23 protein-coding genes are annotated in these 23,575 nt (G+C 66.1%); 9 read left to right on the forward strand and 14 right to left on the reverse strand.

Going from position 1 to position 23,575, the window contains the following annotated elements; genetic code table 11:
• A complete protein-coding gene (locus tag SLQ30_RS10815) occupies positions 1-1,425 on the reverse strand; it encodes a nitrate/nitrite transporter (protein WP_319446268.1) in 1,425 nt (474 codons plus the stop codon).
• A 188-nt stretch (positions 1,426-1,613) separates the two neighbouring features.
• Between SLQ30_RS10815 and SLQ30_RS10820 the strand changes: the two genes are divergently transcribed.
• The 3 genes from SLQ30_RS10820 to SLQ30_RS10830 are packed head-to-tail and all read left to right on the forward strand — an operon-like array spanning position 1,614 to position 4,734.
• Positions 1,614-1,967, forward strand: coding sequence for a molybdopterin oxidoreductase (locus tag SLQ30_RS10820; protein ID WP_319446269.1), 354 nt, complete (start codon positions 1,614-1,616; stop codon positions 1,965-1,967).
• Positions 1,967-4,432 carry a nitrite reductase large subunit NirB gene (gene nirB, locus SLQ30_RS10825; RefSeq protein ID WP_319446270.1) on the forward strand — a complete coding sequence of 822 codons (2,466 nt, stop codon included), beginning with the start codon at positions 1,967-1,969 and terminating at the stop codon, positions 4,430-4,432. The genes SLQ30_RS10820 and nirB overlap by 1 nt, the downstream gene beginning before the upstream one ends.
• Positions 4,429-4,734, forward strand: coding sequence for a Rieske (2Fe-2S) protein (locus SLQ30_RS10830; RefSeq protein ID WP_319446271.1), 306 nt, complete (start codon positions 4,429-4,431; stop codon positions 4,732-4,734). Before nirB ends, SLQ30_RS10830 begins: the two co-directional genes overlap by 4 nt.
• A 13-nt stretch (positions 4,735-4,747) precedes the next feature.
• Here the strand turns inward: SLQ30_RS10830 and SLQ30_RS10835 are convergent, their stop codons facing one another.
• From SLQ30_RS10835 to SLQ30_RS10850, 4 genes are read right to left on the reverse strand one after another with little or no spacing between them, the layout of a single operon-like run.
• Positions 4,748-5,137 (reverse strand): universal stress protein, encoded by a 390-nt coding sequence (locus tag SLQ30_RS10835; protein ID WP_319446272.1) that lies wholly within the window; start codon positions 5,135-5,137, stop codon positions 4,748-4,750.
• Complete coding sequence (locus tag SLQ30_RS10840; protein WP_319446273.1) at positions 5,134-6,672, reverse strand: tripartite tricarboxylate transporter permease; 1,539 nt, start codon at positions 6,670-6,672, stop codon at positions 5,134-5,136. The genes SLQ30_RS10835 and SLQ30_RS10840 overlap by 4 nt, the downstream gene beginning before the upstream one ends.
• A gap of 1 nt (position 6,673) precedes the next feature.
• Complete coding sequence (locus SLQ30_RS10845; RefSeq protein ID WP_319446274.1) at positions 6,674-7,189, reverse strand: tripartite tricarboxylate transporter TctB family protein; 516 nt, start codon at positions 7,187-7,189, stop codon at positions 6,674-6,676.
• Positions 7,190-7,194: 5 nt separating this feature from the next.
• Positions 7,195-8,142, reverse strand: a complete 948-nt coding sequence (locus SLQ30_RS10850) for a Bug family tripartite tricarboxylate transporter substrate binding protein (RefSeq protein ID WP_319446503.1) — start codon at positions 8,140-8,142, stop codon at positions 7,195-7,197.
• 154 nt (positions 8,143-8,296) lie between these two features.
• On the opposite strand from SLQ30_RS10850, the gene SLQ30_RS10855 reads away from it, so the two are divergent.
• Both SLQ30_RS10855 and SLQ30_RS10860 read left to right on the forward strand, forming a co-directional pair.
• Positions 8,297-9,907 (forward strand): ATP-binding protein, encoded by a 1,611-nt coding sequence (locus SLQ30_RS10855; RefSeq protein ID WP_319446275.1) that lies wholly within the window; start codon positions 8,297-8,299, stop codon positions 9,905-9,907.
• A complete protein-coding gene (locus SLQ30_RS10860; RefSeq protein WP_319446276.1) occupies positions 9,900-10,565 on the forward strand; it encodes a response regulator in 666 nt (221 codons plus the stop codon). The genes SLQ30_RS10855 and SLQ30_RS10860 overlap by 8 nt, the downstream gene beginning before the upstream one ends.
• Here the strand turns inward: SLQ30_RS10860 and SLQ30_RS10865 are convergent.
• Positions 10,550-13,849, reverse strand: coding sequence for a LuxR C-terminal-related transcriptional regulator (locus SLQ30_RS10865; RefSeq protein WP_319446277.1), 3,300 nt, complete (start codon positions 13,847-13,849; stop codon positions 10,550-10,552). The genes SLQ30_RS10860 and SLQ30_RS10865 overlap by 16 nt on opposite strands.
• A gap of 90 nt (positions 13,850-13,939) precedes the next feature.
• Here SLQ30_RS10865 and SLQ30_RS10870 point away from each other — a divergent pair, with 90 nt between their 5' ends.
• Together SLQ30_RS10870 and SLQ30_RS10875 are read left to right on the forward strand one after the other, a co-directional pair.
• Positions 13,940-15,169 (forward strand): serine hydrolase domain-containing protein, encoded by a 1,230-nt coding sequence (locus SLQ30_RS10870; protein ID WP_319446278.1) that lies wholly within the window; start codon positions 13,940-13,942, stop codon positions 15,167-15,169.
• A gap of 30 nt (positions 15,170-15,199) precedes the next feature.
• Entirely contained in the window at positions 15,200-15,910 is a 711-nt protein-coding gene (locus SLQ30_RS10875; RefSeq protein ID WP_319446279.1) for a glutamine amidotransferase-related protein, read from the forward strand.
• Here SLQ30_RS10875 and SLQ30_RS10880 read toward each other — a convergent pair.
• Positions 15,901-17,253, reverse strand: coding sequence for a TIGR01777 family oxidoreductase (locus SLQ30_RS10880; RefSeq protein ID WP_319446504.1), 1,353 nt, complete (start codon positions 17,251-17,253; stop codon positions 15,901-15,903). The genes SLQ30_RS10875 and SLQ30_RS10880 overlap by 10 nt on opposite strands.
• A 69-nt stretch (positions 17,254-17,322) precedes the next feature.
• Here SLQ30_RS10880 and SLQ30_RS10885 point away from each other — a divergent pair, with 69 nt between their 5' ends.
• On the forward strand, positions 17,323-17,583 hold the full coding sequence (locus tag SLQ30_RS10885; RefSeq protein WP_319446280.1) for a hypothetical protein: 261 nt from the start codon (positions 17,323-17,325) through the stop codon (positions 17,581-17,583).
• A gap of 9 nt (positions 17,584-17,592) precedes the next feature.
• The gene (locus tag SLQ30_RS10890) at positions 17,593-18,261 is read left to right on the forward strand and encodes a phosphoribosyltransferase (protein WP_319446505.1); all 669 of its coding nucleotides are present in this window, start codon (positions 17,593-17,595) and stop codon (positions 18,259-18,261) included.
• Between the two features lie 19 nt (positions 18,262-18,280).
• On the opposite strand, the gene SLQ30_RS10895 is transcribed toward SLQ30_RS10890, so the two are convergent.
• From SLQ30_RS10895 to ftsZ, 7 genes are all read right to left on the reverse strand, one after another.
• Positions 18,281-18,622, reverse strand: coding sequence for a hypothetical protein (locus SLQ30_RS10895; protein ID WP_319446281.1), 342 nt, complete (start codon positions 18,620-18,622; stop codon positions 18,281-18,283).
• Positions 18,623-18,633: 11 nt separating this feature from the next.
• Complete coding sequence (locus SLQ30_RS10900; RefSeq protein WP_319446282.1) at positions 18,634-19,458, reverse strand: DivIVA domain-containing protein; 825 nt, start codon at positions 19,456-19,458, stop codon at positions 18,634-18,636.
• Between the two features lie 175 nt (positions 19,459-19,633).
• Positions 19,634-19,927 carry a YggT family protein gene (locus tag SLQ30_RS10905; protein WP_319446283.1) on the reverse strand — a complete coding sequence of 98 codons (294 nt, stop codon included), beginning with the start codon at positions 19,925-19,927 and terminating at the stop codon, positions 19,634-19,636.
• A gap of 120 nt (positions 19,928-20,047) precedes the next feature.
• Complete coding sequence (locus tag SLQ30_RS10910; RefSeq protein ID WP_319446284.1) at positions 20,048-20,701, reverse strand: cell division protein SepF; 654 nt, start codon at positions 20,699-20,701, stop codon at positions 20,048-20,050.
• A gap of 64 nt (positions 20,702-20,765) precedes the next feature.
• Positions 20,766-21,518: a YggS family pyridoxal phosphate enzyme gene (locus SLQ30_RS10915; protein WP_319446285.1), complete on the reverse strand. Its 753-nt coding sequence runs from the start codon at positions 21,516-21,518 to the stop codon at positions 20,766-20,768.
• Positions 21,515-22,219, reverse strand: a complete 705-nt coding sequence (gene pgeF, locus SLQ30_RS10920; RefSeq protein WP_319446286.1) for a peptidoglycan editing factor PgeF — start codon at positions 22,217-22,219, stop codon at positions 21,515-21,517. Before pgeF ends, SLQ30_RS10915 begins: the two co-directional genes overlap by 4 nt.
• A gap of 43 nt (positions 22,220-22,262) precedes the next feature.
• The gene (ftsZ, locus tag SLQ30_RS10925) at positions 22,263-23,402 is read right to left on the reverse strand and encodes a cell division protein FtsZ (RefSeq protein ID WP_319446287.1); all 1,140 of its coding nucleotides are present in this window, start codon (positions 23,400-23,402) and stop codon (positions 22,263-22,265) included.
• Positions 23,403-23,575: the final 173 nt, after the last annotated feature.

Genomic DNA, 23,575 nt, shown 5'->3' on the forward strand with positions numbered 1-23,575 from the left:
TCAGCCTGCGCCGACGGGTTGGGGCGCCCTGCCCACGTGCTCGCCGGTAACCGACCGCACCGACTGCATGCGCAGGAAGACGAACCACGTCACGACGGCGCAGACGACGTAGAAGGCGAGGAACACCCAGAACGCGTTGGTGGCCGACTTCGCCGCGCCGGTATATGACAGCCGCAGTGCGACGTTGATGAACACTCCGCCCAAGGCGCCAACGGCGCCCGCGAAACCGATGAGCGCACCGGACATGCGGCGCGACCAGGCCGCCTTCTCCTCCGGACCCCAGCCGTCCTTGTCCTGCGCCTTGGCCTCGAAGATCGACGGGATCATCTTGTAGGTCGAGCCATTGCCGATGCCCGACAGGACGAACAACACGATGAAACCGACGACGTAGCCGGTCATTTGGCCCCCTGTCGGGGCGCCCTTCATCCCGTCGTCGATCATGCCGGTGACGACCAGGATGCCCGCGGCGAAGATCATCGCGACGAACGTGTACAGCGTGATCTTGCCGCCACCGATGCGGTCGGCGAGCTTGCCGCCGAATGGCCGCGAGATGGAGCCGAGCAGCGGTCCGAGGAACGAGATCTGCGCGGCATGCAAGGCCGCCTGTGCGGCGTTGTCGCCGCCGGCTAGGAAGTTGATCTGAAGCACCTGGCCGAAGGCAAACGAGAAGCCGATGAACGACCCGAACGTGCCGATGTAGAGGAAGCTCATCACCCAGGAGTGCTTGTAGCGCAAGGCCTCTGCGAGCGCTCCGAGGTTGGACTTCTGATTGCGCAGGTTGTCCATGAAGAAGGCGGCCCCCAGCGCAGCAAGTGCGATCAGCACCAGATAGATGGCACACACCACTTCCGGCGCGGTGTTGCCGACGCTGGCGATGACGAGCAGGCCGATGAGCTGGATGACGGGAACACCGATGTTGCCGCCGCCGGCATTCAGGCCGAGTGCCCAACCCTTCAACCGCTGTGGGTAGAACGCGTTGATGTTGGTCATCGAGGAGGCGAAGTTGCCGCCACCGAACCCCGCGAACGCCGCGACCACCATGAACGTCGTGTACGACGTGCCGGGGGTGGTCATCGCCCACAAGGTCAGCACGGTCGGGATCAGCAGGAGCAGCGCGCTGACGATCGTCCAGTTGCGACCACCGAACTTCGCGGGTGCCACCGTGTACGGGATCCGCATGAATGCGCCGATCAGGGTGGGCATCGCGACCAGGTAGAACTTGCCCGCCGCGTCGATGCCGTAGACGTTCTGCGGCATGAACAGCACCATCACCGACCAGATCGACCAGATCGAGAAGCCGACGTGTTCAGCGACGATGGACCAGATCAGGTTGCGCTTCGCGATCTTGGCTCCGCCCGAGTCCCAGGCGGCGACGTCCTCGGCGTCCCAATGTTCGATGTTGCGGTCACGGGTCTGTCTAGACATGATGGCCCTTCCAGCAGAAATGCGGTCTGGCCAAGATTTACGCGCTTCTGGTTGTGCATCCGTTGCGCATCGGTATCCGCCATGTCAACACCAACTCACGCCGTTCGGGGCTTCTGGTGCGCAACGGTATTCACGCCCGCATCGCGTACGAAACGCTATGGAAACATCAGCCCCCTAGTCATTGAGGCATGAGCGACGGCAGCACGCCCCGATTCCTGCAAGGCGCATTCGACTTCGAGGGGAACGGCCTCGACAAGCCGGTGCTGCTCGACGAGTCGTTGCGGTACGTGGTACCTCCGGGCGCGGTCACGCAGCCCGTCTACTTCCGCGGGGGCAACTCGACCGACGAGCTGGTCACCGTCGTGCTGTTCCGCGACGGGCAGCCGATGCGGTACTTCCCGATCGCCGCCAAGGGCGCGACGCACGTCGCCCTGCGGGTGGTGGAGGACCTGCTCGGTGACACCGTGCTGGAGTTGTTCGTCGCGGCGCCCGGCGGTTGCGCAGGCACCGTGGTCGTCGACCTCGGTCTGGTGGAGATCTGATGGCGCCCCGGCTCGTCGTCGTAGGAAACGGAATGGCCGGGATCCGCGCCATCGAGGAAGTGCTCGCCCGCGGCGGCGCCGACATGTTCGACATCACGGTGTTCGGCGACGAGCCCTACGGCAACTACAACCGCATCTTGCTCTCCAATGTCCTTGCGGGCAGCGATGATCCGGCCGAGATCTACCTCAACGCGCTGGACTGGTACACCGACAACGCCATCGACCTGCGGGCTGGTGTGCGGGTGGTGCGCGTCGACACGTTCGCGCACCTGGTCCATGCCAACGACGGCACCTCGATGCGTTACGACAAGCTGATCCTGGCCACCGGCAGCCGGTCGTTCTTTCCGCCGATGTCGGGGCTGTGGGCCGACGACACGACGCTGGCCGACGGGGTGTTCGGCTTCCGCACCCTGGACGACACGGCGACCATGATCGCCGAAGCGTCCAATCGAACGAAGGCCGTGGTCATCGGTGGCGGCCTGCTTGGGCTCGAAGCGGCACGTGGCCTTCAGGGCCGCGGGCTGGCCGTCGACGTGGTACATGCAGGCCCGACGCTGATGAACGCCCAGCTCGACGAGCTGGCCGGGGCGATCCTGCGCAGGTCGGTGGAGGGCCTCGGCATCGGCGTACACACCGACAAGCGGACCACCGAGGTCATCGTCGATGAAGGCCGGCTCAACGGCATACGGTTCTCGGACGGAACGCGACTCGACTGCGACATGCTGGTGATCGCGGCCGGGATCCGGCCCAACGTCGGACTGGCGCAGCGCGCCGGACTGACCGTCGAGCGCGCGATCGTCACCGACGATCGCATGCGGTCCATCGACGACGACGACGTCTACGTGGTCGGTGAGTGCGCACAACATCGCGGCCAGGTCTACGGCCTGGTCGCGCCACTGTGGGAACAGGCCAAGGTGCTCGCCGACCAGCTGACCGGCACCGATGTCGGGTCGGCCTATCACGGTTCCAGGGTGGCGACCAAGCTGAAGGTCGCCGGAGTCGACGTCGCCTCGATGGGGATCAAGGCGCCGGAGCGACCCGACGACGAATTCGTGCAGTACTCCGAGCCGCGGCACGGCGTCTACAAGACGGTCGTGATCCGCGACGGGAAACTCGTCGGAGCGACCTTGGTCGGCGACGTCAGCAAGGTGTCGTTCCTCACGCAGGCGTTCGACACCGGACTCCCGCTGCCCGACGAACGGGTGTCGCTGATGTTCGACCTCGGCACTCCCGACGTCGCGGTCGGGGTCGCCGAACTCGACGACGACGCACAGATCTGCAACTGCAACGGTGTGAGCAAGGGCGCGTTGGTCGCCTGCGTGCGCGACGGCACGACCTCGGTCACCGGGGTGATGGCGAAGACCAAGGCGGGCAAGGGCTGCGGCTCGTGCAAGGAGCTCGTATGCCAGGTCGTCGAGTGGGCGGCCGACGGCGCCGTCACCGAGGATCCGTCCGCGTCGTGGTACGTGCCGGGTGTGCCTTATGACAAGCCGACGTTGATGGGGCTGATCCGCGAGCTCCAACTACATTCGGTGTCTTCCGTTTTCGCCGCGCTCACCCCGGACGGGCAGGCCGACGCGGGCTCCAAGATGGCTCTGGCGTCACTGCTCGAGATGATGTGGGCCGACGAGTTCGTCGACGAGCGCGACGCGCGTTTCATCAACGACCGCGTGCACGCGAACATCCAGCGCGACGGGACGTTCTCGGTGGTGCCGCAGATGAAGGGTGGCGTGACGAACGTGGCTCAACTGCGCCGCATCGCCGACGTCGCCGAGAAGTACGACGTGCCGATGATCAAGCTCACCGGCGGCCAGCGCATCGACCTGCTCGGCATCCGCAAGGAGGATCTTCCGTCCGTGTGGGCCGACCTCGACATGCCGTCGGGGTACGCCTACGGCAAGAGCTTCCGCACCGTAAAGACTTGTGTCGGAAGCGATTTCTGCCGTTACGGGGTGGGCGACTCGACCGCGCTTGGCATTGCCCTCGAGGAGCGCTACCAGGGGCTGGCCAGCCCGGCGAAGATGAAGCTCGCGGTGACTGGTTGCCCGCGCAACTGTGCCGAGGCGCTGTGCAAGGACCTTGGCGTCGTCGCCGTCGACGGCGGCCGGTGGGAGATCTACGTCGGCGGGGCCGCCGGAGCACACATCCGCAAGGGTGACCTGTTGGCCACCGTCGGCAGCGCCGCCGAGGTGATGACGCTCACCGGCCGGTTCCTGCAGTACTACCGCGAGGACGCGAACTGGCTCGAACGCACGTACAAGTGGGTACCACGCGTCGGCATCGACAAGATCCGTGGCGTGGTCGTCGACGATTCCGAAGGCATTGCCACCCAACTTGATGCAAACATGGCGAAGTCCGTTGGTGCCTATCGGGATCCGTGGCAGGACGGCAGGACGCCCGTCACCGAAGGTCAGTTCCGGACGGCGCTGCCGCTACTGCCGCTCCCCCAGGTGCCCGTCCGATGAGCGAGGTGGAAGTCGGTGCGCTCGAGGACATTCCAGTCGGAGAAGGCAGAACGTACGCGGTCGAGGGTGCGCAGGTGGCGGTGTTCCGGCTGCGGGACGGGACACTGCGGGCCATCGACGCGCTGTGCCCCCATCGGGGCGGACCGCTGGCCGACGGGCTCATCGACGAACGGGTGGTGGTCTGCCCACTGCACGGGCACACCTTCGACATGTGCACCGGAGCCGAGGCCGGCGGTGGCCTGGCGGTGCGCAGCTACCCGGTATCCGCCAACGACGGGGTGATCAGGATCGCCCACCCGTAGGGTGCCGCCGCGACTACTCGTCGGGCTTGACCGCCAACACCGGCTTCGGGCATTCCAACAACACTTGCTGAGAAACGCTGCCCAGTAGCAGCTTTCCGACCGGGTTGCGGTGCTTGACGCCGATCACCAGGAGCTCGGCATTGGGCCGCTGCATCGCCGACAACAGTTCCGTTGCGGCGTCGACCCCGACGGGCTGGATCCACTCGAACGGAACCCCGGAGGTGTTGAGTCGGGCCTGCACGTCGCGGACCTGGTCAGGTTGCGCGAACGCAGGGTCGGAGTAGGCGTCCCCCGACGTCGAGTTGATCACCAGAAGGTCGGTGTCGCGGCGCCTGGCCTCCGCGATGCCATGATCCAGCGCGGCCTGGCCGAACCGATCTGCCGTATAGCCGATGACGATCATGCCTGCGCCTTCTCTCGTTGATCCTTGTCGTCCTCGACGATGAGCAACGTCTCCTCGTCGCGGTGTAAAAGCTTCAGCACCAACGGAATGAGCAGCAGGATCGCCATGCAAACGTACGTGACGATCGCCACTGGTTCCGTGAACAGGCTGCTCCAATCGCCTCCGCCGAGCTGAAGACTTTGTCGCAGTTGACGTTCGATTCGCGGCCCGAGAATGACGCCGATGATCAACGGCAGCACCGGAAGTCCGAACCGACGCATCATCAATCCCAGCAACCCGAAGATCAACAACAGGGCGAGATCAAGGGGCTGAACGTTGACGGCGAACGCCCCGAGCGTGGCGAAGAAGAGGATGCCCGCGTACAAATACGGCCTCGGCGTACGCAACAGCTTCGCCCACAACGGAGCCAGCGGGAGGTTCAACACCAGTAGCAGGAAGTTGCCGATGAACAAGCTGGCGATCAACGTCCAGATGAGCAGCGGCTCCTTGGAGAACAGCGTTGGGCCTGGCTGGATTCCGTATGACACGAACGCGGTCAGCATCACCGCGGCGGTGGCGTTGGTGGGCAGCCCCAGCGACAGCATCGGCACCAAAGTGCCTGCGGCGGAAGCATTGTTGGCCGCCTCGGGTCCGGCGACTCCCTCGATGGCGCCCTTTCCGAACTCCTCGGGGTGCTTGGAGAGCTTCTTTTCGGTGATGTAGCTCAGGAACGTCGGAAGCTCGGCGCCGCCCGCGGGCAGCGCCCCGAACGGGAACCCGAAGGCGGTGCCGCGCAGCCATGGCTTCCACGACCGCTTCCAGTCGTCGCGACCCATCCACGGCCGTCCCACCGGGATCACCTCGGCAGGCTTCCTCCGAAGGTGGGCGGCCACCCACAGCGCCTCGCCGACGGCGAATATCGCGACGGCGATCACCACGATGTCGATGCCGTCGGACAGTTGGGGAATGCCGAACGTAGCGCGTGGCTGACCGGTGAGGAAGTCGATGCCGACAATGCCGATCGCCAGCCCGAGCACCAGCGAGATGGCACCGCGGAGCTTCGAAGAACCAAGCACGGCGGTAACCGCCACCAGGGCGAACAACATGATCGCGAGGTACGACGGCGCACCGAGTGTGACGGCGAACCGGGAGATGGCAGGCGCGAACGCGGCGAGCAGGATCGTGCCGATGGTGCCTGCCACGAACGAGCCGATGGCCGCCGTGGCCAACGCCTGGGCGGCGCGGCCGGCCTTGGCCATCTTGTTGCCCTCGATCGCCGTGATGACCGACGATGATTCACCCGGTGTATTGAGCAGGATGGACGTCGTCGAGCCGCCATACATGCCGCCGTAGAAGATGCCCGCGAACATGATGAACGCCGCGCTGGGGCTGACGTTGTACGTGATCGGCAGCAGCAGCGCCACCGTCATCGCGGGCCCGATGCCCGGCAGCACACCCACGGCGGTGCCCAGCAGTACGCCGATCGCGGCGTACAACAGGTTCATCGGCGTCGCGGCCTCCGCGAAACCCTGGAGCAGCCAGTTGAAGTTGTCCATGTCAGAGGATTCCGTCCAAGATGCCTGCGGGCAGCGGGATTCCGAGCCCGGAGTAGAACGCGTAGAAGCTGGCCAACGCCAGCACGAGTCCGATCACGAAGTTGCGGACGTAGTGGTTGCTGCCGAGTACCGTTGCGGCGCCTGCGAAGAAGAGCGTGCTCGTGACCACCCAGCCCAGCGGGTTCACCAGCAGGATCATCGCTACGAACAGGGCGATCAGCAGCCCGACGGTGCGCCAGTCCCCCGGCGCGTCCGGATCGATGTCCTCGCCTGCGTCGGCCTCACCCTTCGACCCGCGCGGGATGGCGACGGCCAGAATCACCGCGAGCACAAGCGCTGCAACGCCGACAATCATCGGGAAGAGCTTGGGCCCAACGGGATCCACCTTCGCGAAGCCCTCCGGCAGGCTCATCGCGCTGTACACCAGGAATCCCCCGACGAGCGCCAGCACGGCGACGACCAGGTACTGGCCATAGTCGGGTGATTGATCCGTCGACTCGGCTGGCTGCTGCTCCACGGTGCTCACACCAACCCCAATTCGGTCAACGTCGACGAGACCCGGTTGTCCTGATCCTTGAGGAACTTTTCGAAATCTGCGCCGGTCATGAACGCATCAGTCCATCCGTTCTTCACCAAGGCCTCCTTCCATTGCGGTGTGCCATGCATCTCCTCCAGCGCCTTCACCATCGCCTGCTTGTCCTTCTCGGCGATGCCCGGCGGGGCAAGGACGCCGCGCCAGTTGGCGAACGTTAGGTCGATTCCGGACTCCTTGAGCGTCGGCGCGTCCACGCCCTCGACCCGTTCTTCACCGGACACCGCGAGCACGCGAAGCTGGCCTGCCTCGATCTGGTCGATGAGTTCACCGGGACTCGACGTGCCGACGGTGATCTTCTTGCCGAGCAGTGCGGTCAACAGGTCGCCGCCGCCGTCGTAGGTGATGTAGTTGACGGTTTTCGGATCGACGCCGACGGTCTTGGCCAGTTCCATCGGAAAGAGGTGATCAGGGCCGCCGGGTGACGAACCGCCGCCGATGGTCACCTTGCTCGGATCTGCCTTCCACGCCGCAACGAGATCCTTGATCGTCTTGAACGGCGAATCCGCCGGGACGAAGACGGCGCCGGGGTCCTCGATCAGCTTCGCAAGAGCGGTGGCATCGGAGGCGCGCGCAGACGACCCATTCGTGAAGACGGAGCCGACCACACCGAGGCCCATCGTCATCATCAGATCGCCGTTGCCGCGTTCGTTGATGAGCCGGGCCATCGCCACCGTGCCGCCCGCGCCGAGCACGTTGAACACTTCGACGCGACCGGTGATGTCGTCGTCCTCCATGATCTTCACTGCGGTTCGGGCGGTCAGGTCGTAACCGCCGCCCGGGCTGTTGGGCACCATCATCCGGAGCCGGTGCAGGCCGGCCGGTTCCTCACCTCGGGTTACTCCGCACCCGACCGCAAGCGTGGCGGCCAGCAGCACGACCGCCGATCCAAAAGCCCATCGGCTCCATCGATGACGTATGGACACACGCGTCTCCCTCGCTCGCTGTGATGCTCAGCAATACTGTTCCCATTAGTGACGTGAGTCACTCTTACGGACGCAAAGGAAGTTGTGGTCATTGAGGTCGTGGTCATTGAAGAGCGTTTCGGCGCGAAGCCTGGCGGGCCAATTCCTGGTCTTCCAGTTGTTGGTCGTCGCCGTGGTGCTGGCCGCCGTCGCGGCGGTCTCGGTGGCGCAGTCGACCCGCGAGTTCCGCGAGGTACGCGGCCAGCGCATGATCGCCGTGGCCGAGAACCTCGCGTCGACGCCGATCCTGCGCGACCGGTACGCCGACCCGTTCGCCGCCAAGTACCTCGCGCCCGACCTCGATCGCGCGGTCGCACTCTCCGGTGCCAGGCTGGTCGAGCTCATTGGTCCGGATGGCGTGGTGCGGGCGTCGACCGATCCGGCTCGCGTGGGCCAGCACACCGACTTCGGGCGCAGCCGGGTGACCGATGGCCGCGCCTGGTCGGGCGACCTGGACGTGGAGGGCGCACACTCCCTCGTCGGCCAGGTGCCCGTGTTGTCGACCGACGGTGCGGTGCTGGCGGTGGTCTCGGTGAGCGAGCCGTATCCGTCGCTGTGGCAGTCGCTTTCCGGCGCGGGCGAACGCCTCCTGATCTACCTGGGGTTGGGTGCGGCGCTCGGCGTCCTTGCGTCGTGGCTGCTGTCGCGGCGCATCAAGCGGCACACCGGGGGGCTGGAGGTGGCCGAGATCGCCGGGCTCGCCGATCACCGGGAAGCGTTGCTGCACAGCATCCGTGAGGGCGTCGTCGCGGTGAACAATGACGGCGTCATCACGCTGCTCAACGACAGCGCCCAGGAGCTGCTCGGAGTGGACGCCGAGGCCGTGGGTCGGCGCGCGGACTCCGTCGGGTTGGACGCGGCGGTCGAGGAGTTCCTGCTGTCGGGCGAAGACGGCCGTGACGTCGTGATCGCCACGCGCACCAGGGTGCTGGCACTGAATCGGCGCGCTGCGAGCACCCGCGGCGAGCGCATCGGTACCGTCACCACGATGCGCGACAGCACCGAGTTGGCCTCCATGCAGGGTCAACTCTCGTCGCACAAGAGCGTCACGGACACGCTGCGCGCGCAGACCCACGAGTTCGCCAACCAGCTGCACACCATCTCCGGGCTCGTCCAGCTCGGCGAGTACGACGCAGTGCGCGACCTGGTCGGGACGCTGACCCGCCGTCGAGCCGAGATCAGCGATGCGGTGACCCGTCACGTATCCGATCCGGCCGTTGCCGCGCTACTGATCGCCAAGACCACGCTGGCCGCCGAGAGCGGGGTGGCACTGGTCATCGACGGACGCAGTCACCTCGCCGCGCTCGATCCTGCGCTGGCCACCGACGTGATCACAGTGCTCGGCAACCTCGTCGACAACGCCGTCGACGTCTCGGAGGGCTCAACCCGCCGAGACGTCACGGTGTCAGTGAATGATGCTGATGGACTGATGATTTCAGTGGCGGACTCCGGCCCAGGCGTGCCGGAAGAGCTACGGGAGGCGATATTCGCACGCGGCGTCACGTCCAAACCCGACGTACCAGGAGGGCGAGGCATCGGGCTGGCACTGGTAAGGCTGGTGACCGCGCAGCTCGGCGGTTCGGTGGCCGTCTCAGACGGGTCCGACGGAGGGGCGGTATTCGTGGTTCGGCTGCCTCAGGCTCGCGTCGCCGGTGCGAAGGTCGGCACCGATGCGTGACGTGCTCGTCGTCGACGACGACTTCATGGTCGCCGACATCCACCGCCGGTTCGTCGATCGGATTACCGGCTTCCGTGCGATCGGCGTCGCTCGCACCGGTGCCGAGGCCTTGGAACTAGCCGCCACGTCGAACCCCGACCTGATCCTGCTCGACGTCTATCTACCCGACATGACCGGCCTGGAAGTATTGCAGCGCTTGCGGTCTGGTGGCAATCGGGTCGGCGTCATCATGATCACCGCGGCACGCGAACTCGACACGGTGGCGGGTGCCCTCGACGGTGGCGCGGCCGACTACCTCATCAAGCCATTCGAATTCGAGCAGCTGCGCGTCAAACTGGAGGCGTTCGCCGCACGCGAGGATGCGCTGAGCTCGGCGACGGGGATTGACCAATCCCTTGTCGACACCTTGTTCGGCGGCGCGCCGAGTGGTGCAGCCGCCGCACCGCTTCCGAAGGGGCTTGGGACTGAAACGGGCCGGCACGTCTTGGACGCCGTCCGAGCGGCCGGTGAGGTTTCAGCCGCGGAATGTGCTGAACACGTGGGCATTTCACGGGTGAGTGCGCGACGATACCTGGAGCACTATCTCAGCATCGGCGAACTGACGTTGCGGTTGCAGTACGGGGCCGGACGCCCGGAACGGCGCTACAGCGCGTCCTGAGCACGTCGCACGGCCTCCTGCGCAAGCTGAACCCGAGACGTGACTCCTAGCTTTGCGTAGACGTGCGTCAGATGCGTCTGCACGGTGCGAGGCGAGACGAACAAGCGAACTCCGATGTCCTTGTTGCCCAGCCCTTCCCCAACCAACCGCACCACGTCGAGTTCTGTCGGCGTCAACGATCCCCATCCCGACGACGGACGCTTCCGTTCGCCGCGGCCGCGCTGGGCGTAGGCGATGGCCTCGTCTACCGACAATGCGGCACCCTCTGCCCAGCCTTCGGCGAAGGCCTGCTCGCCCAATGCTTCTTGCAAGCTCGCGATCACGTCCTCGACATCGCGGTCGTGCACCTTGAACCGCACCGCGCCCGTTGCGGCGCGGATCTCCGCCGCGGCACTGCACAGCCGTACCGCTTCTCGGTGGCTGGCGGCGCTCGCGGCGCAGCGGCCGAGGCACTCGAGCGCATCGGGAACTCCGAGCCGGACGCCTAGCACCGTTGCGATCGACAACGCTTCGTACACGTCCCGCTCCGCCGGCTCTGTCTCGCCGGCCGTAGTCAACACGCGGGCTCGCGATACGAGTGACATCATGCGGTGCCAGCCTCGAGTGTCCACTGTGCCGTCGTTTGCCGATTGGAGCGCACCCGGGTAATCGCCGCTGGCCAACTTCGCTTCTGCCCGAAACCAACTGAAGATCGCCCCGACCTGGCCCTGAATACTGACATACGGCCACGCCCGCGTGATGGCGTCCTCCGCGGGCTCGGCGTTTCCGTCCGCCAATTCGACTTGCGCCAGCATCGCGTATCCAGTGCCCTCCAATGCTGGGCTCAGTCCCTCGCCTGCCTCGATGGCGGCAAGCGCAGCGCTCCGTGCCGCTCGGCAATCTCCTTGGTGGGCAAAGCTGTTGGATTGTTGCAACAACGCGATGTAGGCGTTGAGTTGGTCGTTGTCGAGTATGGCGGCAGCACCGTCGCCTTGGCACATTGCGGAATGTGCGTGCAACTCCCCTCGCATCACCATCGCAGCGCCAACTCCCCAGTTCCGACAGAACCGCGCGACGAAACCGTCACCGATTGCTTCGGCCAACGCCGCGCCCTCGACACCAGTCCTGTGGGCCGTCACCGGATCGCCGGCGATGAACGCCGCGTACGCCTGCCAACCGAGAATCTGACTGAGCCGCCAGCGATCGTCCAGACCGCGCACCAACTCGACGGCCTCCGCGAAGAACGGCTCTGCGATGGCTGCGTCGTAGGACGCGATGCTGCCGCACGCGGCGAGCGCACGGCCAAGAAGGGCGGCATCGTCCAGTTCGCGCGCGATCGCCACGGCTCGCTGCGCTTCATCGATGTCGTAGGACGTGACGCCCCATGCATCGAGCACCGCCTTGTCGGCGTACGTCCGTGCGCGCACCGTCAACGACAACTCATCGAACGCCTCGCTCTCCATCAGCGCGGCGAACCGCTGCCTGCCCTCCAAGATGCGCCCCCGCGTCAACCAGAGCGGCAGCAGTGCCGAAGTCAGCGTCAATGCCAATTCGAGATCACCGCTTTCCCGGCACCAGTCGTACGCCGCTCGCAGATTGTCGAGCTCACGCTCGGCGGCATCGATCCCGGCCGTGTAGCTGGTACCCGACGGGGTGTCCAGCACCATTGCCGTCGCAACGTAGTGGTCCCGATGCCTGACTCGCACTTCGTCGGCTTCGCCTGACTCACCGAGCTTTTCGAGCCCGTACTGCCGGACCGTCTCTAGCATCCGGTATCGCGAGCCAACCGGACCGAGCTCGGCCACGATGAGCGACTTGTCGACCAGCAACGAAAGGAGATCCAGAATCTGATGCCCTTGAACGTCACCGCCGGCACCAACGGCCGCCGCGGCCTCGGCATCGAACCCGCCGACGAACGCCGCGAGTCGGCGGAACAGCACCCGCTCGGGTGCAGTCAGCAGGGCGTGCGACCAGTCCACGGACGCGCGTAGCGTCTGCTGCCGACGTACCGCAGTGCGCGCACCACCGGTCAAGAGCCGGAAGCGATCCTGAAGCCCTGCGAGGATGCCCGCGGGAGCCATCGACCTGACCCGCGCGGCAGCAAGTTCGATGGCCAACGGCATGCCATCGAGCCTGCGGCAAATCTCCGTCACGACAACGTGATTCTCGTCAGTGAGCGCGAAGTCGGCCTTGGCCAGCCGGGCACGATCGACGAACAGTTCCACTGCTTCGTCGTTCAGCGACAACGATGGCACGCGCCAGATCGATTCGCCCGGTACGCCGATGGGCTCGCGACTCGTCGTCAGCACGGTAACCCGCGAAGCGGCGCCGAGCAGTGCGGTCACCATCGTCGCAACTGCATCCAACAAATGTTCGCAGTTGTCCAGCACCACGAGCATGTCGCGGTCGGCGAGAAATCTCGTCAACGCGTCGATCGTCGAGCGGCCCGGTTGGTCTGGCAGCCCAACCGCCCGTGCGGTGGTCTTCGCGACGAGGTCTGGATCGACGATCGGCGCCAGGTCCACGTACCGAGCGCCGTTGCCAAAGTCAGCGGCCACGCGGCCCGCGACCTCCACGGCCAATCGGGTCTTTCCCACACCGCCTGCGCCGGTGAGGGTGATCAGCCGTTTGTCCGCCACCGCTGCGGCGACCTCACGAGACTCGGTCGCCCGTCCGACGAATCGGGTCAGCTGGACCGGAAGATGCTCGGTAACAGCCGTTTTCATCGCCCGTAGCGGCGGGAAGTCGTTGTTCAAGTCCGGATGGCACAGCTGGAGCACACGCTCGGGCCTCGCCACGTCGCGCATGGCGTGCGTACCGAGTTCGGTGAGCCACGCCCCCTCGGGGAGGGTGTCCATCACCAGTTCGGCCGCCGCACCCGTCAATACCGACTGGCCACCGTGCGCGAGGTCTCGCAGCCGAGCGGTGCGGTTGATCGTCGGGCCGACGTAGTTGCCTTCGTCGCGGAGGTGCAGTTCACCGACGTGTATCCCGATGCGGAGTCGGAGCGGGGCTAGCGGCGCCACCTGCAGGGCGAGTGCGCACGACACGGCGTCGCTGACGCGCGTGAAGGCGATCACGAAGCTGTCACCCTCGCCTTGTTCGACGGGACGCACCCCGTGGTGTCTGGCCACGACCTCGACCAGGGTCCGGTCCAGGCGGGCAACGGCGGTGCGCATCTCGTCGGGCTGCGCCTCCCACAACCGCGTCGACCCCTCAACATCGGCGAGCAGCAGCGTCACCGTCCCCGTCGGCAACCCCGTCGACCCCGTCACGCCAAGCTCACCCCAGTCAGTCGCGCTCATGCTAACCAGCGTGTGCCATCACCGTGGCCGAGAGCATCGGCGAATGCGCGTATATCGCAGAGAATTGCGTCCGCTCTGCCAAGATCGGGCATGCCCTCCCCCCGTCGCATAGTTGCGCTTCTCAGCGCCGTCGTCGTCCTCGGCGCATGCGCACCGCCTGCGCAGCGTCCGTCATCGCCCCCACCGACCGTCGATACCGCCAAGGTGGATGGGGTCATGAAGGTCGTCACGGACACCATGGCGGAGCAGCACCTGAAGGCCGTCATCGTCAGGGTGACCATCGACGGTCGGGAATTGCTCACCCGCGCCGTCGGCGAGTCCATGACCGGCGTGCCCGCCAACCCGGCCATGCACTTCCGCAACGGCGCGGTCGCCATCTCGTACGTGTCGACCCTGCTGCTGCGCCTCGTCGACAAGGGCAAGGTGAGCCTCGACGACAAGCTTTCGAAATGGTTGCCCGAGGTGCCGAATGCGGACCGCGTCACGCTGGGCCAACTTGCCCAGATGACTTCTGGCTACGTCGATTACGTCATCGGCAACACCGAATTCGAAGCTGCCCTCTACCAAGATCCATTCAAACAGTGGGAACCAGATCAACTGCTGGGCTTCGCGACGTCGCGTCCGCTGCTGTACGAACCGGGCACCAACTGGAACTACGCCCACACCAACTACGTGCTACTGGGCAAGGCGCTGGAGAAGGCCACCGGAACCGACATGCCCACGCTGCTACGGGACGAGGTGATCAAGCCGCTCGGGCTGACCAACACCGCCAATTCGTTCACCCCGGAGATTCCCGACCCCGTCCTGCACGCGTTCACCAGCGAGCGCCGTCAGGCACTCCAAATCCCCAGCGGGACACCGTTCTACGAGGAGTCCACGTACTGGAATCCGTCCTGGACCATCACACACGGGGCGATCCAGACGACCAACATCTACGACATGGAAGCCACCGCGGTCGGCATCGGATCGGGCAAGCTGCTTACCAAGAAGTCATATGACCTGCTGGTGTCCACCGACCTGCGTGGCAAGACCCACCCGCAGCCTGACTGCACCACGTGCGCGGAGATGAACGACGGCTACACCTACGGGATGGGCTTGGTGATCTCGGGCGACTGGTTGCTCCAGAACCCGCTGTTCGCAGGCGAAGCGGGCGTCGAGGCGTATCTGCCGTCGAAGAAGATCGCCATCGCGGTCGCGGTCACCTATGCGCCGGAGGCGTTCGACGACCAGGGCAATTACGTCAATTCTGCTGAGGTGCTGTTCCGCAAGCTCGGCGCCGAACTGGCCCCCGACGATGCCCCACCGGTGCCGCCCAAGTGAGCCGCGGCCTCGCCGCTTAGGGTTCCAGGGGTGGCACCGAAGGTTCTGTTCATCGTCAACGACCCCGTCGCGCCGCCTGCCGTGCTCGGCGAGGTCTTTTCCGAATTCGGATACGACGTCGACACGTTCGAGGTCGTCCCCGAGGGGCAAGGCGACGACCCGACGTCCGACGTCGAGTTCCCCGACCCGTTGCGCCATGACGTCATCGTGCCGCTTGGCGCACGGTGGGCCGCGTACGACGAGCGACTCCTGCAGACGTGGGTCGCCGACGAGATGAAGATGGTGCGCGCCGCGGACGCGGCAGGCGTTGGCGTGCTCGGCGTGTGCTTCGGCGGGCAACTGGTCGCGCAGGCACATGGTGGCACCGTGGAGCGCTCGCCCGATCCCGAGATCGGCTGGCACCAGGTCACCACCGACGCACCCGAGCTGATTCCCGACGGTCCGTGGTTCCAATGGCACTTCGACCGATTCACGGTGCCACCGGGAGCCGTGGAACTCGCGCGCAACGGCCGCGCCACGCAAGCGTTCGCGATCGGACATACCGTCGGGCTCCAGTTTCACCCCGAACTCGACAGTCCGTTGTTGGAGGCATGGCTTGCCAACGACGGCGCGGAAGCCGTCGCGCTTGGGCTTGACCTCGACGAATTACGTTCGGAGACAGCCCGATTGCAAGATGACGCGGCGAACCGGCTACGCGCCCTGGTGCGCGGCTTCCTCGACCGGGTGGCGCATCAGCCATGACCAAGCTGATGGGCCAACGCGTCGGCGAGCAGTGGCTGCCGGAAGCGGTGCCCAAGGATCTGCAGCTTGACGGGCAGCACCCGCTGGTCGGCCTCGGCTAGCTCGCGCACCCCCTGCTCGCCCAACAGCAGCCGGGGGCCGAACGACGGGACGGGCAGCAGCGCGGGCCGATGCAACACCCGTGCCAACGCCTTGGTGTAGTCGACGTTGCGCACCGGCGCAGGCGCCACCGCGTTGACCGGGCCCGCCAGCCGGTCGTCGTACAGCGCCCGGTAGTACACGTCCAGCAGGTCGTCCAGGCCTATCCACGACAACCACTGCCGCCCACTGCCGAGCCGTCCACCCAGTCCGGCGCCGAACAGCGGACGCAACAGCCGCAACGTGCCGCCGCGCGCGGCCTGCACGACCCCGGTCCGTACCGCCACGGTGCGCAACCCCGCGTCCGCGGCGGGCGCCGTTGCGGCCTCCCAGTCGGCGACGACGTCGGCAAGGAAGCCGTCGCCGCGGACGCTCTCCTCACACAGCTGCGCGTCACCGCGGTCGAACCCGTAGTAGCCGATGGCCGATGCGCTGACGAAGACGTTTGGGCCGTTTCTGCTGCAGGCGGCCACCTCGGCGAGCCTGCGCGTCGGTTCGATGCGGCTATCGCGGATCGCCGCGCGGTGGGCATCGGTGAACCGGCCTGCGATCGACGTGCCTGCCAGGTGCACGACGGCATCGACGCCGTCGAGCAGGTCGGGCGACGGGAGCTCGGTATTCCACTGCCGCTCGTCCGGCCTGCTCGGCGCATGCCTGACCAGGCGGATCACCTCGTAGCCGCCGCTGGTCAACAGCGCGGTCAGCTGCGACCCGACCAGACCCGAAGCCCCGGTGACCGCGATGACGAGCGGACGCGGCCCGCACGATGCGGCGTCGTCGTGCGCGGCCAGGTCGTCGGCCAGTTGGCGGTGGCGGTAGACGAACGTCGAACGCAGTGCGGCCGCAGGCAGCGGAGCGTCCACGCGATCGTGCACCCTGGTCTGCCCGCCGGGTAGTTCCTCGAAGTCGTGCGTGTGGCGCCAGTGCCCCACCAAGCGCGGAGGCCAAGTCCTCAGCCCGTCCGACGACAGTTCGTCGACGAAGCGGCGGGGAGGGTCATAGCAGCCGGCCTGGTGCTGCGCTATCCAGCGCAAGCCAGCGGGAAGCCCAAGCACGGCGCGACCATCGGCCAACGACTCCGCCTCGGCGACCACCGTCATCGGCTGCCATGGCGGTACCAGCCGCGGCATCGCCCCGGGCCGGCTGTGCCAGCCGAACACCTCCTCGAGCGGATGGCCGACGGTGCTCTGAAATTCAATGCCCACGAATACCGATTCGTCGCCGCGCCCACGCCGGATGGCCATCCGCACCGCAGCGTGCTCCGAATCACCCTGGTGGCATCCAAAGCTGGCTTCACCGGCGCCGACCTGGTCCCGGTCGGGTGTCGGCTGCTGACGATGCACGGCACCGCTGACACGTGGACGGATCCCGTTGCAGCACAAGCACAAACCACGCGGGCACACGCCCGCGGAGTGGACGCGCACTGGGAACCCGTCGAAGGCTGCGGCCACTTCCTGCTTCGTGACTATGCGCGGCGGAATCGAGTGACCGCAGATTTTGCGATGGCGCCGTGGGCAGAGCGCTTCACGCCTTAGGCTGCTGGTATCCCGAGCCCAATCTTTCAGCGGACGTTCCGGGACCGCCGCGAGGCGGGCCGTGTCCTGGCGGGGAGTCTCTCGGCCTACAGCAGCCGCGCCGACGTCGTGGTGTTGGGCCTTGCTAGGGGCGGTGTGCCCGTCGGCTGGGAGCTCGCCGCCGCGCTCGTTGCACCGTTGGACGTCTTCCTCGTCCGCAAGCTCGGCGTGCCCCAGTGGCCCGAACTCGCCATGGGGGCCATCGCCTCCGGCGGCGCGGTGGTGATCAACGAATCGGTCGTAAACAGCTTGGGCATCACCGATTCGCAGCTACGGGAAGTGCAGGAACGGGAAACTGCCGAACTCGAGCGGCGGGAGCTGGCATATCGGGGCGGGCGCGCTCGCCTCGACGTCCACGCCAAGGTCGTGATCCTGGTGGACGACGGGATCGCCACCGGAGCCAGCATGCGGGTCGCGCTTGCGGCGGTCCGAACCGCTGGGCCTGCCCGACTGATCGTCGCGGTGCCCGTCGGGCCGCGCCAGGTCTGCCGAGCATTGCGCCGCGACGCCGACGACGTGGTGTGTGCCGCCACACCCGCCCGGTTCGAAGCCGTCGGCCAGGTGTTCGCCGACTTTCACCAGGTCAGCGACGACGAAGTACGCGAGCTACTGAACTCCCCCACCACTGCTGGGCACTAGGTGGTGCCACGCAGCCGAGCTAGTCGTGTTTGGAGGGGTCCGCAGCACCGTCGTCGGTCTTGTCGTTGGACGCCCCAACGGACTCCGACACCTCAGTGACGGGTTCCTCGGGATAGTCCTCGGCCGACTCGACGGGTTCCAACACGGTGGTGGCATCGTCGGCGGGGACCACATCGTCCCCGTCTTCGACGTCCTCGGCGTCGCCATGGGAGCGTTCCCGCACCGCATCCACGATGAGCAAGAGCACGCCGATGACGCTGGCGCCGATACACACCCACGCGATCAACTCATTGCTGGTGACGACGGCGGTCACCAACGCGGCGAGCCCGATGACAGCCAGTACTAGCGCAACGATCAGCATCAATCAGCCGATCAGTTGTTTCCTCGGTTGAACTGGTTGAACCCGCCGCCGTCGTTGTTGGCGGTCGAGTCAACCGGCGCCGCCGATCCTCGCTGTCCGAGCTCTTCGAGCTGGGACTCCAGATAAGTCTTGAGCCTGGTGCGGTATTCACGCTCGAACGTGCGCAGCTGCTCGAGCCGGCCTTCCAGCACGGTGCGCTGCTGGTTGATGGTGCCCATGATCTCGGAGTGCTTGCGCTCGGCATCCGCCTGCAACGCGTCGGCCTTCTCCTGGGCCTGACGCAGCTGTGTCGACGAACGCGTCTCGGCGTCAGCCAGCAAGGCGTCGGCCCGCTGCTTGGCGTCGGCGAGCGTGGTCTCTGCCGTGTGCTTGGCCTCGCTGACCATGGCGTCGGCCTGCGCGCGGGCGTCGGCGAGCAGCTTGTCCGACTCGGTCTTCGCGGTGCCGGTCAGACGATCCGCCGTGTCCTGGGCAAGGCCCAAGATCTTGGCCGCCTTGATGTGCGATTCCTCGCTGGCGGGAGCCGCGGCCTGCGGTGGCGCCTCGTAGACCGGGGCGGGCGGCGGTACGTGAACCGGCTCCGGTTCGGGTGGCGGCGGCTGGTACGCGGGGATCGACTGGGTGGCCTGGACGCCGCCGCCGGCACGGGCCGTTGCGAGCTCCTGGTCCAGCTCGGACACCCGCTGACGAAGGTCGGCGTTCTCCTCGATCAGGCGCTGCAGCTCGTTCTCGACGAGATCGAGGAACGCGTCTACTTCGTCTTCGTTGTAGCCACGCTTGCCGATCGGCGGCTTGCTGAATGCGACGTTGTGGACGTCAGCAGGTGTAAGCGGCATTGTCCGCCCCCTTTGAGTCTGGACCGTCTACCGGTCTCAAAGTGTAGAGCCATGGTGGAAGTAACTGGCGCCCATCCTGTCACAACAGACCCTGCGGTTGCAGTGGAGGTCGAGAATTAAGAGCGAATTTCAAACTTGGGCCTCGAATTAAGGTTCCGATAAACCCTGGGCAACGTCATGCACCCGCCGCTTGGAACGCCAACTGCATGCCGATGAAGGCCGCGAGCAGCAGCACCATGATGGACAGATCGAACCGCACCGCACCTATTGTGAGCGGCGGAATCAGCCTCCGCAACAGCTTCACCGGGGGGTCGGTCAGGGTCAGCATGATCTCGAGGATCATCACCGTCGCGCCCTTGGGTTGCCAGTCGCGACTGAACGATCGGATGAATTCGACGACGACCCGCGCGATGAGCAGGAGCCAGAAGACGAACAGCGCGAAGCCCAAGATTTCGAAGAACAGGGGCAACTGGGTGACCTCACTCCAGGCAGATGTGTGACGTTCCAACGAACGCGAATCGAATCGTCGTCAGCCTACCCGGCCACCACTGGCCGGCCCCTAACTACTGGTAGGCGCTACTGGTAGGCGCTACTGGTAGGCGTAGAAGCCGGCCTCGGCGATCCGCTTGCGCTCGTCGGCCGTGACGTCGACGTCGGCGGGCGAGAGCAGGAACACCTTCGTCGCGACCTTGTCGAAGGAACCACGCAGCGCGAACGCGAGTCCGGCGGCGAAGTCGACCAGTCGCTTGGCATCGGCGTTGTCCATCGTGACCAGGTCCATGATGACCGGCGTCCCGTCGCGGAACCGTTCCCCGATGGTGCGGGCCTCGCTGTAGTCCTTCGGGCGCAGCGTGGTGATCTTCGCCAGTGGGCTGCCCGCCTCGAACAGTTCGGCCATCCGGCGGGGCTCCATGGCCACGGCGCCCCGGGTCGGAGTGCGCATGGCGTTGAAGCGGGGGCGCTCGAACTCACGCCTGCCACGGAAGCCGGGCTCTTCGGGGTACGCGCCGCGGTAACCCGCTGCGGCACCTTCCATCTCGCGACCGAACTCCCGCTCGAACTCACGACCGCCACGCTCTTCGTAGCCGCGGCCCTGGGCGTAGCCGTCGTCCTCGAACCGGTCTTCGCGACCCCGCCGTGCGAAGGACCGCGCCCCGCGGTCTTCGTCCTCGTAGTACTCGTCGTCGTAGTCGTCCATCGGCGCCATACCGAAGTAGGCCTTGACCTTATGCAATGTGCTCATCGGATGACCCTTCTGATGACCTTGGAGGTGTTGCCTGTGATGAAGATGTGACTGGAGTGACTGCTCATGGTGACGTTAACGGTCGGTGCCCCAATAGCGCGGTTCCGACACGCACACAGGTCGAACCATGTTCGACCGCCGCCTCGAGGTCGCTGGACATACCTGCCGATAGACCGAGGCGCTGCTGGTAGCCGGTCTGTATCCGCTCACGCTCCGCCGCCAGAAGTGCGAACGCCGCGGCCGGATCGGACCCCAGCGGCGGTACGCCCATCAGGCCGACGAATTCGAGCCCGTCGGCACCGTCGACGACAGCGCACAGCTCGTCCACCAACCCCGGATTCCCGATGTCCGCCCCGCCCCTGGACGGGTCGCCGTCGAGACTCACTTGGACGTACGCGTTGATCGGCTTTGCGCGCCTGCCATCGTCTAGCGCGGTCGTCGCGGCCCGGTCCAAGGCCGCGGCCAACCTGATGCCATCGACGGCGTGCACGGTGTCCGCCCACCCCGCTATCGCGCGCGCCTTGTTGCGTTGGATACGGCCGATCATGTGCCAGCGAATTGGTGGCGGTGACGTTTCAGAAGTAAAATACGCCGCAACTTCGGCCACCTTATTCGACGCTTCCGGCTCACGTGCTTCACCAAATTCAATACACCCGAGCCGTCGCAATTCAATTACATCGGATGCTGGAAAGAATTTCGTAACGGGCAACAATTCAATTTCGCCGAGCGGACGTCCGGCGGCTCGTGCGGCGGTGTCGAGTCGACTGCGCAGCGCGGCCAGCGCCTCGGCGAGTTCGGCTGCCCGCGCAGCGGTCATGCCATCCACACCAGAGCGGCAAGGCGGCCGGTCGGTGCCCCGCGCCGATGGCTGAACAGGTTGGGGTCATCGACCGTACAGCGCGGATCGGCATCGACTGCCATTACACCCAAATCCCTTAATTGCCTTGCGATTCCAGCGCGCAAGTCGAGCCCGGCAGTTCCACGGGCGCTTGTGGTGCGACTGCCGGGTAACACGGCCTCCACCTCCGCGGCCATGGCATCGGGAACTTCGTAGTTGCGGCCGCTGACTGCCGGACCGAGCAGTACCGAGATGTGCTCGACGTGTGCCCCTTGGGCCACCATCGTCTCGACCGTCTTGGCCACAATCCCCTTCTGCGCACCGACCCGACCCGCATGAACTGCGGCGATCACGCCGGCGCGCGCATCGGCCATTAATACCGGAACACAATCAGCGGTTACCACCGCCAGCGCCAATCCCGGTTTCGACGTCACCAATGCGTCGGTTTCGGCGATCGTCGGACTCGGACCGTCCACCACGACCACGTTGTCGCCGTGCACCTGGTTCATCCACACCAGTCCGTCGTCACCCAGGCCGGTGGCCGCCGCCAGGCGCTTGCGGTTCGCGGCGACCGCGCCCGGATCGTCGCCCACGTGGTCGCCCAGGTTGAACGAGTCGAACGGCGGTACCGAGACGCCACCCGCACGGGTAGTCGTCACGCGCCGGATGCGGAGGCTCACGGTGTCCAGTATCGCGACCCGATGGTTGGGGCTGCTGGTGTGGTCAGTGCCGCATGAATGGCGGCACGTCGACGTCGTCGTCGTCATCCCCGCCGCCGCCGATGCTCACCGTCGCACCGTTCGTGTGCAACGGAACGCTCGCCGCGTCGACGGGCTCGAACACCGGTGAGGTCACCTTGCCAGCGACTCCGGTCCTGATCGCGGGGCCGACGCCGACGACCGGCTTCCGACTCGGTCCGGTGGCGTCGAATCCGGCCGCGATGACCGTGACCCTGACCTCGTCGCCGAGCGAGTCGTCGATGACCGTGCCGAAGATGATATTGGCTTCCGGGTGTGCGGCATCCTGCACGAGCGACGCGGCCTCGTTGATCTCGAAGAGGCCTAGATCGCTGCCGCCGGCGACGGACATGAGCACGCCCTGCGCGCCCTCCATGGACTGCTCCAGAAGCGGTGAGTTGATCGCGATCTCGGCGGCCTTGAGCGCCCGGCCGTCGCCACGCGCCGCGCCGATGCCCATGAGGGCCGTACCTGCGCCCGACATGATGCCCTTGACATCGGCGAAGTCGACGTTGATCAGACCCGGCGTGGTGATGAGATCGGTGATGCCCTGGACACCGTTGAGGAGCACCTCGTCGGCGCTGCGGAACGCATCCATGAGCGACACCGCGGCGTCACCCATCTGCAGCAGCCGATCGTTGGGGATCACGATCAGCGTGTCGCAGCTTTCCCGAAGCGAGGTGATGCCGATCTCGGCCTGATTGGATCGGCGCTTGCCCTCGAAGGAGAACGGCCGGGTCACGACGCCGACCGTGAGCGCGCCGAGCTTGCGAGCGATGTTGGCGACGACGGGGGCACCGCCGGTACCCGTGCCACCACCCTCACCCGCGGTGACGAACACCATGTCGGCGCCGCGGAGCAGCTCTTCGATGTCGTCCTTGGCGTCTTCGGCAGCCTTGCGGCCCACCTCGGGATCGGCGCCTGCGCCGAGTCCTCTGGTGGAGTCCCTGCCGACGTCGAGTTTGACGTCGGCATCGCTCATCAACAGCGCTTGCGCGTCGGTGTTGATGGCGATGAACTCCACGCCCTTGAGGCCTTGTTCGATCATGCGGTTGACGGCGTTCACGCCGCCACCGCCGATGCCGACCACCTTGATGACGGCGAGATAGTTGTGCGGGGGCGTCATCGGTCGCTTTCCTCCCAGGTTGCCTTACGTGGTGCGGATCTTCCGGGGCAAACCCTCAACCTCAACCATAGGCTTAGAGTTATGTCAAGTAGTTCCGCGCAAACAGAACGGTAGGGCGAGGACAACGGGTATCGACGCAGGCGCGCCGACGAATTGCGGCATTTCTGCACGAA

The organism is Mycobacterium sp. RTGN4 (genome assembly GCF_033804635.1).
Classification (GTDB): Bacteria; Actinomycetota; Actinomycetes; order Mycobacteriales; family Mycobacteriaceae; genus Mycobacterium.